Origin of the sequence: Streptomyces sp. NPDC052036 (genome assembly GCF_040680495.1) — a bacterium.
Lineage (GTDB): Bacteria > Actinomycetota > Actinomycetes > Streptomycetales > Streptomycetaceae > Streptomyces.
Window position 1 is genome coordinate 21483 of the sequence record NZ_JBFAWW010000058.1, and the last position, 6229, is coordinate 27711.

Annotated in this window: 5 protein-coding genes and 1 tRNA gene; 2 read left to right on the forward strand and 4 right to left on the reverse strand. The window is 70.6% G+C overall.

The window, feature by feature from the left end; all coding sequences use genetic code 11:
- Positions 1–37: 37 nt before the first annotated feature.
- Positions 38–748, forward strand: a complete 711-nt coding sequence (gene ribA / locus AB0L95_RS39305) for a GTP cyclohydrolase II (protein ID WP_365171047.1) — start codon at positions 38–40, stop codon at positions 746–748.
- A 367-nt stretch (positions 749–1115) separates the two neighbouring features.
- Positions 1116–1598 (forward strand): DUF5994 family protein, encoded by a 483-nt coding sequence (locus AB0L95_RS39310; RefSeq protein ID WP_365171049.1) that lies wholly within the window; start codon positions 1116–1118, stop codon positions 1596–1598.
- 39 nt (positions 1599–1637) lie between these two features.
- On the opposite strand, the gene AB0L95_RS39315 is transcribed toward AB0L95_RS39310, so the two are convergent.
- From AB0L95_RS39315 to AB0L95_RS39330, 4 genes are all read right to left on the reverse strand, one after another.
- Positions 1638–2831, reverse strand: a complete 1194-nt coding sequence (locus AB0L95_RS39315; protein WP_365171051.1) for a PP2C family protein-serine/threonine phosphatase — start codon at positions 2829–2831, stop codon at positions 1638–1640.
- A 163-nt stretch (positions 2832–2994) separates the two neighbouring features.
- On the reverse strand, positions 2995–3987 hold the full coding sequence (locus AB0L95_RS39320) for an STAS domain-containing protein (RefSeq protein WP_365171053.1): 993 nt from the start codon (positions 3985–3987) through the stop codon (positions 2995–2997).
- 328 nt (positions 3988–4315) lie between these two features.
- Positions 4316–4388 (reverse strand) — tRNA-Lys (locus AB0L95_RS39325).
- A 99-nt stretch (positions 4389–4487) separates the two neighbouring features.
- On the reverse strand, positions 4488–6023 hold the full coding sequence (locus tag AB0L95_RS39330; protein WP_365171055.1) for an amino acid permease: 1536 nt from the start codon (positions 6021–6023) through the stop codon (positions 4488–4490).
- Positions 6024–6229 lie beyond the last annotated feature (206 nt).

A 6229-nucleotide genomic window follows, 5' to 3' on the forward strand; every position in this document is an offset into this window, starting at 1 on the left:
GTACCCGCAACCGCCGGCCCGGAGAAGGACGACAGACATGCGCGACTCACGTGACGACGCCACCGCATCCAGTGACAGCAGCGAACCGACCCGTCTCCCCACCGATCTCCCCGTGGCCGCCGATGTCCCCGCCGCCACGGTCCGCACCCGCGTGACGGTCCCGCTCCGCTTCGGCGACGGGTACTCGGTCACCGCCGACCTGGTCACCTTCCACGGCCTCGTCGACGGCCAGGAACATGTGGCCGTGGTCCTGGGCGAGCCCGCCGCCGACCGCCCCCCGCTGGTGCGGCTGCACTCCGAGTGCCTGACCGGCGACGTCTTCGGCTCGGCCCGCTGCGACTGCGGACCCCAGCTGCGTGAGGCGGTCGAGCGCATCGCCGACCAGGGCGGCGTCCTGCTGTACCTCCGTCAGGAAGGCCGTGGCATCGGCCTCTACAACAAGCTCGACGCCTACGCCCTCCAGGACCAGGGCCTGGACACCTACGAGGCGAACGCCGCGCTCGGCCTGCCGGAGGACGCCCGCGACTACACGGCCGCCGCGCAGATGCTGCGCGCCCTCGGCATCGACACCCTGGACCTGCTGTCCAACAACCCCGACAAGGCCGCCCAACTGCGCGGCCTGGACCTGACGGTCACCCACCACGTCCCCACGGGCGTCTTCACCACGGCGCAGAACGTCCGCTATCTGCGCGCGAAGGTCGTCCACACCCAGCACACCCTGCCCCTCACGGAACTGACGGCGGGCTGACCCACGCACCCCCGGGGCAGGGGGAACAGACATGGAGTCACGCCTGCCCCGGCACAGCAGGAGGCCGGCTCCCGGCTCCACCCCGAGACGGTCTCGGAAACGACCTCGGACACGTACACGAGCCTGCTCCCCGAGCCGGACCGGAAAGTCGCCGAGAAGGCGGCGAGGCCGATTTCCCGGTCCCGTCCGGCGGGCGGCGAAACCGTCGCCTGAGCGAAGCCTGTCCCCGCCCGCACCTACTTGCCGTCGAAGCGGGCCTCTCCACCACGGCGATCTCGCACGCACCGGCGCCGGGCGGCACCTGGAGTAGCGTGGTCAGGGCGAGGCGATTCGCGTGTTCGCACCGCACCCGAACGGGTGGTCCCTTATGGCGGACTCCAACACATCCCGTGGTTCCCCGCATCTGCCGAGCGGTATACACCATGCCGTGCGGCCGGGGACCGCACTGCTCCGGCTGGAGACCACGGCATCGCGCGAAGGCGTACTCGACGGTGCGTGGTGGCCGCGGTCGCGTGACATCGGGGCCGAGTTGCCCGCGCTGCTGAGCGCCCTCACCGAGCACCTGGGCCCGCTGAGCCGGGTCGGGCTGGACGCCACGGCCTGGGAAGGGCTTCCGACGCGGATCGTCGTCGACGACCGCGTGGTGCACGTGGACTCCTTCTCGGTGGGTGATGACACCATCTTGATCACCCGGGGCGACAGAGACCACTTCTCGTTGCTGGTCGTCCCGCCGGAGGCGACACCCGAGGCCGCTCGTGCGGCGATGGCCCAGGCTGTCCTGGCCGACAACGTCAGCTCTGCGGAGCAGATTCTCATCGACACAGGAGGCGGGCAGACGCCGTCGGGTTGACGAGTCGCCCCACCCCGCGGCCGCAGAGCCGGGGTGCGCTCAGCCGCGCCACTCCACCAGGAACAGCGTGGCGTCGTCCGTGGTACGCCCGCCTCGCGCCCGCTTGAGTGTGTGCGACAGGGCACGCGCCACCGCCCGGACCCCGCGGCCGGTCCTCTCCAGCCCGTTCACCCAGTCGATCAACTGCTCCTCCCCGAACTGCTCCTCGCCCGCCGCGTGCTCCTCGATCAGTCCGTCGGTGAAGCACAGGACGCGGTCTCCCCGTTCCAGCTGAAGCTCATTGACCTCCGGCTGAGCACCGCCCAGGCCCACCGGCAGGGTCGTCTGCGCGACCAGCCGGCGCGTGACACGGTGGTCGCGGACGAGCATCGGCGCGGGGTGGCCGGCGTTGACCCACTGCATATGGCCCGTCGTCGTGTCCAGCCGCATCATCTGCGCGGTGACGAAGTGGTCGGCGCCGAACTGTTTCGCCACGGCGTCGTCCATGAAGGCGTAGATCTCCGTCAGACCGGTGCCGAGACGGCGGGCGTGGCGGTAGGCGCCGATGGCCACGGTGGCCATGGTGGCCGCGCCGAGGCCGTGCCCCATCGCGTCGATCATGGCCAGGTGGAGGACGTCGCCGTTGAGCGCGTAGTCGAAGCTGTCCCCGGCCACGTCGTACGCGGGCTCCAGAACCCCGGCCACGGCGACGCGCGGCATGATCATGGCCAAGGGCGGCAGCAGAGACCACTGGATCTCGGCGGCCACGCTCATCGGTTCACCGCGTCGGGTACGGAAGAACAGGTCGGAATATCCGTGCTTGGTCACCAGCAGGTCGGCAACCAGACCGGAGAGCCGGCGCAGCATGCGGCGGTCGTCGTCGTCGACACGGTCCAGCGTCACGGCCATGACGCCCACTTGGTCACCGCCGTCCAGCAGCGGCAGGTGCACCCGTACGCCGTCGTCCTGCGGCAGCTCGATGGCCAGCGCGTCGAGAAAACAACGGCCCGCCGCGGACTCGTCGATCACCTGCGGATCCCCGCCCGCGAGGCCCTCGCCGGGCAGGGGCACAAGGAGCAGCTGGCCGTAGTCCTGCAGCAGGACCTGCGGACGGCGGCCTCCCAGCCGTCTCACCACGTCGGCGACGAGCGAGCCGATCAGATGCGGCGGGAGCTCGTGCGCGCGGTCGAGAACCGCTCCCAGCAGCGCTTCCCCGAAGCTCTCGGAGCGGTCCGTGTGCGGTCCGGCCGTCACCCTTCACCCACCGTGGCCTACGCGGACACGGGCGGTGAGAGCGGCCGGCGGAAGAACTGCCCGTCCCATCACTCCATCATGGGCCGATCGGCTCTCCGGCGCCCTCGACGCGCGCCAGGAGGCGCTGAGCGGACAGAGGATTCCAGCGATCGGCCCTCCCAGGCTACGCCCGGCCCGGGCCGACGGCCCAAAGCCCTGATATCGGCCCGCCCTCCTGGAACAGGACCAGCACGCAGGAGGCACCCCGATCGGGAAACCCCACCATCTCCCCGCAGTTCCGCCAGCCCCAGGACTCGAAGGCGGCTTGCCCGGCCTGGTCGGCCGCAGGGAGCAGGGTGACTCCGAGCGCGGTGTGCCGGTCGGCCAGCAGACGCTGTTGCAGACGGCGGCCGATATCGCGGTGCTGGGTGTGCTGATGCGCCACGACCTGGGTGAGGAACAGGAACCTGGCACAGCCGGTCAGCCGTTGGACACTCTCCTGCAACCCTCGCTCGGAGCGACCACAGGGGCCTACCGGAAATCCGAAGACGCACCCCACCAACACGGTCGTCTCGGCGACCAGCAGCGCGAAGCCCGGCCGTCGGGCGCTGACAGCAAGCCGCCGCAAGAAGTCGCCCCGCTCCCGGTACGCCGTTGCCGAGAGGCCCGCGACGAACTCCACGGCGAGGTCGGCGATGTCCTCGCTCATCGCCTCCGCCTGCCAGCGAGTCAGGCGGCGAAGACGGATCCCGTCCTTGACGACCGGTGCACTGGCGCGGTCGCCGTCCCCCCGCTGCCTGTCGTCCGACCAGGATGTCTCCGGCAAGTCGCCGAGCAGGGAGTGCGGCACAGGTTCTGCCGGGGCCGCGAGCAGCAGGGGGGCGGAGCCGGTGCCGGCGAGGAGCCGGGTGATCTGCGCGCACGGATGATGCAGCCGCAAGGAGGAGTGCACCCGGTCGGCGCACTGTGACGCCGTCAGGAAAACGTCCAGGCCCTTGGAGTCACAGGATCCGACGGTCGCGAGATCGACATCGATGGCGGTCATGCCGTCGCGCAGGCACTGCTCCAGCGCGGCCCGCAGCAGGGGCGCCGTGGCCGGCCAGATGTCGCCGACGAGCGTGACGAGGGCCTGCTCCCCCCGGTCGCGCCGGTGGATGTCCAGACGCTGCACGGCCATCACCCGGCCCCTCGGGGGGCCAACACAACGACCGGGGAAGAGAGCGGAGTTGTGGTGATCGCGGCGGACATGATGCCGACCCGTCTCCGCACCGTCCGCCCGGACGGCCCGGGGTTCGTTTCTCACCGAGGACGACCCGGCAGGACGGCCGGTGTGCGTGATGCCCTCGGTACCTTCACCGTACGTCGCCGGCAGGGCTGTCAGGCCGGACCGGCGCTCACGCATCGCTCGCGCACGGGCCGGAAAACGAAGCGGCGCCCGAGCCGACCGAAGCCGACCCGGGCGCTGCGTAGCAGGTCAGAGGGGGTAGCCCCGTCTCCTGCGGCCGTAGGCCCTGTGGGACTCGAACCCACAACCAATGGATTAAAAGTCCACTGCTCTGCCAATTGAGCTAAGGGCCCAGGCGGTGTTGCCTCCCCGAGCATAGCCGGACGAGACCGTCTCGTAGATCGGGTATCGGGGAGCCGGGCCGTAAGTGGGCCGTGCGGGTGCCGGAAGGGCTACGGATCGACCGGTTCGGGGGAGCCGGCGCGGGCGGCCTCGCGGGCGAGGGTGCGCTCGTGCTGGGGGTTGAGGAACCAGTGCCGGGCCGAGGTCAGCCACCAGGTCGCGGCGAAGCCGAGGACGACGAGGACGGCGACCGGGGCGTAGTTGAACGTCCCCCAGGTGACCGGGGAGACCTGCGGGAGCATGAAGAGGACCGTGATGATCCCGACCCACACCACCGACACCACCCCGATCGGCTGCGACCAGCGGCCCAGGTGCCAGGGCCCGCGCTCGAAGGAGTCGCCCCTGCGCACCCGCAGCAGGGTCGGGATGACATAGGCGATGTAGAGGCCGATCACCGCGATCGAGGTGACCGCCGCGTACGCCGTGACGTTGATCAGATACGGCAGCCCGAGGACCAGCGCGCCGAGCGCCGCCAGCCACACCGCCGCCACCGGGGTGCGGGTGCGCGGGCTGACCGTGTGCCACACCCGGGAGAAGGGCAGCGCGCCGTCGCGTGAAAAGGCGTAGATCATGCGGCTGTTGGCCGTCACCGACGCCATCCCGCAGAACAGCTGCGCGCCGATCACCACGAGCAGCAGCAGCTTGCCAGTGGTCGCGCCGAGGGCGTCCAGCAGGATCTGGGCGGGCGGCGCGCCGGTCGGGGACATGCGCTCCTTGTCGTAGGACTGGATGGCGAAGGTGAAGCCCAGGAGCAGGACGAGGCCCGCCACCCAGGACGTCCAGATGGAACGGACGATGCCCTTCGGGCCGGCCGTGGAGGCGTTGTGCGTCTCCTCCGTCATATGGGCGGAGGCGTCGTAGCCGGTGAAGGTGTACTGGGCCATCAGCAGGCCCAGCAGGACGACGTAGCCGCTGCTGCTCCAGCCCGTGTTGTTCACGAACCGCGTGAACACGAAGGACGCCGACTGGTGGCGGTCCGGTACGAACGCCAGCGCGCCGACGATCACGCCCACCCCCAGCACATGCCACCACACGCTGACGCTGTTGAGCAGGGCGACGATACGGACGCCGAAGGTGTTCAGCAGGCCGTGCAGGACCAGGATCGCCGCGAAGAGCAGGACCGTGCGGCCGGGCGTGACCTCGAAGTCGAACTGGAGATTGAGGTAGGCGCCGAGGAAGGACGCGGCGCCGAAGTCGATGCCCGCCGTCACCGCCACCTGACCCAGCACGTTGAACCAGCCCGTGAACCAGGCCCAGGCCGCGGCCGAGCGCTGCGGCGCGAGCCGGTGGGCCCAGAAATACAGGCCCGCGGAGGTCGGGTAGGCCGAGCAGATCTCGGCCATCGACAGCCCGACGAACAGGGTCATCAGTCCTACGGCCACCCATCCCCAGGTGATCACGGCGGGGCCGCCGGTGTTCATGCCGAAGAGGTAGAGCGTCAGACAGCCGGAGAGGACGGAGATGATCGTGAAGGAGACCGCGTAGTTGGAGAAGGCCGACATCCGCCGGGCGAGCACCTGGGTGTAACCGAGCTGGGCCAGCCGCTCTTCGTCGGACAGCCCAGCCGGTCGTACATCGTTTGTCATGCACCCAGCGCTTCCCCGATAGGGGTCGTGACATGCGCCACAGGCTCGGTGCTGCGGCCAAGAGTCGCCGTACGGGCGTCCGGGAACGGCTCGGGGATCCCCGTGGCCGCGGAACGCGGAAAGCGCCGCGCCCCCGCCCGGATCGGGGCGGGGGGGGCGGGGCCGGGTGGCGTAGGCGGCCGGCGCCCGTGACCGGGCAACCGCGG